Genomic DNA, 4,285 nt, shown 5'->3' on the forward strand with positions numbered 1-4,285 from the left:
TTGCGCGTCCGAACTCAGCCACACCCGGTAGTTGGTGAAGCGCGGATCGGTCTCCACCAGTGCGTGGCCGCCGTTGGGCTGCACGCTGAACAAGCTGGCGCTGGGCAGCTGCGTGTTCGGCGTGCCCATCACGATGCGGTCCGGCGAACCGCCCGCTGCGTTGACCGCCACGCTGCCGCCGACCGTGCCCTGCCCGCTCACCGCGCCCATGGCGCTGGCGTTGCCCGTGCTGGCGCGCTGGGCACCGCTGGATTGCGCCTGCGCCGCGCTGCTCCCGGACACCCCGCCCGGGCCGTGCAGCGGACCGACGCCGCCACCACTCACCGCGACCTGCGCCCCCTGCACGCCCAGGTTGGCCAGCACCGACCCGTCCTGCACATTGGGCGCGGCGCGGCCCTGGTTGAGGTTGCTCAGAGTGCCCACGTCGATGTGCAGCGTGCCGCCGCTGGTGATCGATCCGCCGATCTGGCCGGTCTGCACCGAGATCGATGGATTGCTCCACTGCCGTGTGGTGCCGTTGTACGCGTGCGACACGTTGTTGAAGCTGTCGGTGCGGTACAGCGTCTGCGCCTGGTTGGTCACGCTGGCCGCGCCGGTGATGCCGTCGATGCTCAGGTCGCCACCGGCGGCGATGCGCGCATAGGTGTTGTGCAGGTTGTCGGTGACGAGATGCATCGCGCCGCCCGAGTGGATCACCGCATCCGGACCCGCGCCCGGTTGCAGCACGTCCTGCACCGTGGTGCGCGTGGCGATGCGGTATTGCTCGTTGTCGTCCAGGCCGCCGCCGCCGGTGCCTTGCGGATGGCTCAGGATGTGGTTTGGATCGGTGTAGGCGTATTGCGCGATCAGGCGCACGCAGTTGCGCGTGCAGGTGCCGTACGCGTTGGAGTATGTGAGGGTGTCGCTCTCGTAGTGGAACGGCGGAGCGCCCGGTCCGTCAGCGGTCAATCCGACGAAGGGATCGCTGGCGCCGTTGCTCACCTGGTCCGGATTGGTATTGCTGTCGTCACGGGCGAAGTAGTAGAGCGTCACCGTGCCCGTGCGCGGGTCCAGCCTGGAGCGCTCGCCGGTCGCGCCGTACAGCGCACCACGGGCGAAGAAGTACGCGCTGGTCTGCGGCGTGAGCCGGATCGTCGCCTGATGCACCTGATACCCATCGGGCGTGGTGTACACCGTGTCTTGCAGGATGTCCTGCGGGTTGAGGTAATAGACCTCGTACGCGCTGTAGTTGCTGGTGGAGCGCAGATCGTTATGGGCATTTTTGCCGTTGTTGCGCCAGCTGGGTTGATCCAGCCGCACCGGCGCGGCGGTGGTCGTGGTCTGCGTGATGACCACGTTCTGGCGGATGTTGTTGAGCGCGCTGGCATGCAGCGCCAGCGTGCCGGCGATCTCGATGGTCGAGCCGAGGTTGTCCACCCGATTGGCATTGCCGGTGGCCTGGCTGTTGCCATCCAGCGCCCCGCCGATGGCCGCATCGCCATCGCTGTAGAGTAAGGCACTGTCGGTGTTGGTCAATTGGCCCACGCCGATGTCCAGCCGCTGGCGCGCGGCCACCGTGGCCGCATGGGTCACACCGGCCACGCTCTCGGCACGGTTGAGCAACGTGCCGGCGGCGATGGCGACGTGGTCCCCATACACCCGTCCGGTGCCCACGTTGTCCACGGTCCCCGCTTGCAGTTGGGTCAGCGCGCCGTCGATCAACCCCCGGTTGGTCAGTTGCCCGCTGGCCTGGACGTGGGTAACGCCCTGGCTGCTCATCTCGCCGCTGGCGGCGTTGTCGAGATTGGCCGCGGCCAGATCCAGATTGTTCGCGCGCAGCACGCCCTGGTTGAGCAGATCGCCATCGGTGTGCACGGACAGATTGCCGTTGGCGATCAGTTGCCCGGTATTGGTCAGGCTCTCGTGCAGGCTCAGGCCCAGATCGCCCTGGGATTGCACTTGTCCATCGCCGCTGAGCGCGCGCTCAGTTGACATCGAACGCAACCGACTGCAATCTCTTCCACAAGGAGCTTCGAAACTCCTCACGTAGCGGTACCCACCTCCGTCAAACCGGTGGGTTTTTTGTGCCTGTTCGCAGGCGCAAACCGACGCACTGCCTGCGTCGGGAGGGCGGCTAATACAACACCCTTCGGGGAAATACGCCCGCCGGCTACGTGCGGTTTCGAACCTCCCGACATCCCGTCGCCGTTGGCGGCGGTTCTCGTCCACCGAGGAGGCTTTGTCATGCGTCAACTTTCATCTCGCCGCAGTAAAACAAACAAGCGGTCGCCAAGCCAAGCGACGCCATGCACGGACGTGCAATGGAGGTTTGTGGAACCGACGCTCACCCCCATGATGACGTGCGAGCAGGCCGAGGCTCTGAATGCTGCCGAGCTTGCACGCAAACAACGTCCACCGCGACGCGTGCGTCCAACGCAGCAATGCACCATGGGGTATGGCTACTACCCTGACAGCCATCAGCCCGTGCCCGCACTGCGCCTGCGTGGCCGATGGCTGGAACAGTTGGGTTTCGCCATCGGTTCCAAGCTACGCATCACTGTGCGGGATCGTGAGTTGGTGATTACGGTGGCTGGTGAATAGTGCTGCATGCAAGTTAATTGGTCTTGAGAGCCGAGGTTTTACAGTTCAATTTACAGACTCGAGGACAGATCTATTTAGATAAATATAAAAATACCACCGATGGAATTATTCCAATAAAAAATAAAAAATAAATTTTCTTGGCGACACCAACCCCAATTCCTTTAATATCCATAATAATTAAAATAAATCCAATTGTGAAATATAAAACCCCAAAGCCTGTCCATGCCAGAAATGAATCAAATTTCAACCTTCCATTTTCTAAGGCCATAGAAATGATTCTACCAGCCATGCCAAGGTGCCCGATGCACCCTACCCAATAAGACCACACCAAGAAAGTGATAAAATATCTAACTGCCGCCGATAAAAATGAAAAAGGAAGAAGAATTATTGCAAAAATAGATGAAAATATGATAATGGCGTAAAAAAAGATTTCCCAGCCAGCGCCCCCCATAATCATAATATTTTCCTATAAAAATATAATTCAATAAAATTACTTTCCATGAGCGTCATTCCCTGCACAACCACTACCATAACCCATATTTTTACATCCAGTTTTAATCCGCTCTTCAGGATTAAGAAGATCATCGACCCCGCCGAAAAGCTGCATGGCGCTAACAGTACCCCAGCCCTTCATCATTCCAACATATTTCTCATGAATCTTCTGGAGAATTGGATCACGCTGTTCATTTCCTAACTGATCTAAACTCCATTGGACAGGATCAATCGAAGCTCCTCCATAATAAATCGAACTGAAACTATCATGACCATTTTTCATAATTTGGTCACCAGCAGCTGATCGCCATGCACTCATAACATCGCCAGCACCAAATGCTTTATTCCAGCCTGCCAGCAAATTAAAACCTGGACCACTCAAATTTCCGCGAGATTGACTTTCCGCCGCAGCAAACCATATTGCCCCCGTCTGCCTCGCCATCGCCCCGAAGAAATCCGCACGCGGAATAATATCATTAATCGCCGCATAGACTTGGCGATCACCGAAGACTAAATCCAAGGTGGTTTTACGCGAAGCCTTAATATCGCCATCCATCTGCGTCAATGGAAGACTGTATGTATTGCCGGTCGGAACACTGGTAGGGGCACCAGTTAAAAAAGCATAGTTCTTCCAAGACTGATCCCCCACATAACTGAGCGCCTCGCGCACACCCTGCTGGCAGACGCTTCCCGAAGGGTCCTGGGAACATGCCTGCTGTAGCGCGAGGTCGTTGCTTTTCGAGAGAGCAACGTATTTCTGCACTACCTCGTCACATTGCCCAGTCAATGCGCATACTCCCAGCTCACCTTGCAGCATGGCAATTTGCTTGTGGCTGAGATAGTTATTCGTCACCTCATTCCCTGCCGTCGCCGCGCCCGATGCACCACCGGCCACAGCACCCGCCGTCGTCGATGCCAGACCCGTCAACGCATCGGCCAATGGCCCGGTCACGCCGGCATTGCGTAGCGCATCGGCCACTGCCGGGGCCGTCAGCGTGCCCGCCGCCGCGCCTGCGGCGCCGCCCACGCCACCGGTCAATCCGCCCACCGCCGTATGCGCCAACACACGCAGCGTGCCATTGGCACCCCACTGGCTGTCCAGTTGGTCGGCCTGCGCGAGCAATTGCGCTTTCTGATCCGGGTCGGTGGTGTTAGCAGCTTGCAGTCGCATGGCCGCCGCTTCGTTCGTCTTGTGCTCGGCGTAATCCCCAAT

The 4,285-nt window shown here is 58.9% G+C and carries 3 protein-coding genes and 1 pseudogene; 1 reads left to right on the forward strand and 3 read right to left on the reverse strand.

The genetic code is table 11. The annotated features are described in order from the left end of the window. A pseudogene (locus XalbCFBP2523_RS15440) lies at positions 1-1,974 on the reverse strand (hemagglutinin repeat-containing protein); the annotation flags it as partial. 357 nt (positions 1,975-2,331) lie between these two features. Here XalbCFBP2523_RS15440 and XalbCFBP2523_RS15450 point away from each other — a divergent pair. Continuing rightward, positions 2,332-2,580: a SymE family type I addiction module toxin gene (locus tag XalbCFBP2523_RS15450; RefSeq protein ID WP_045766524.1), complete on the forward strand. Its 249-nt coding sequence runs from the start codon at positions 2,332-2,334 to the stop codon at positions 2,578-2,580. Between the two features lie 70 nt (positions 2,581-2,650). On the opposite strand, the gene XalbCFBP2523_RS16490 is transcribed toward XalbCFBP2523_RS15450, so the two are convergent. Both XalbCFBP2523_RS16490 and XalbCFBP2523_RS16660 read right to left on the reverse strand, forming a co-directional pair. After that, positions 2,651-3,037: a hypothetical protein gene (locus tag XalbCFBP2523_RS16490; RefSeq protein WP_146084122.1), complete on the reverse strand. Its 387-nt coding sequence runs from the start codon at positions 3,035-3,037 to the stop codon at positions 2,651-2,653. A gap of 33 nt (positions 3,038-3,070) precedes the next feature. Then, positions 3,071-4,285 (reverse strand): DUF6862 domain-containing protein (locus XalbCFBP2523_RS16660; protein ID WP_343251079.1); only part of this gene is annotated, 1,215 nt, incomplete at its 5' end.

Source organism: Xanthomonas albilineans (assembly GCF_002939705.1).
Classification (GTDB): domain Bacteria; phylum Pseudomonadota; class Gammaproteobacteria; order Xanthomonadales; family Xanthomonadaceae; genus Xanthomonas_A; species Xanthomonas_A albilineans.

Excerpts from the sequence above, each read along its gene's own strand:
- XalbCFBP2523_RS15450 (WP_045766524.1), top strand. The coding sequence starts at position 2,332 with ATGATGACGTGCGAGCAGGCCGAGGCTCTGAATGCTGCCGAGCTTGCA.
- XalbCFBP2523_RS16490 (WP_146084122.1), bottom strand. The coding sequence starts at position 3,037 with ATGATTATGGGGGGCGCTGGCTGGGAAATCTTTTTTTACGCCATTATC.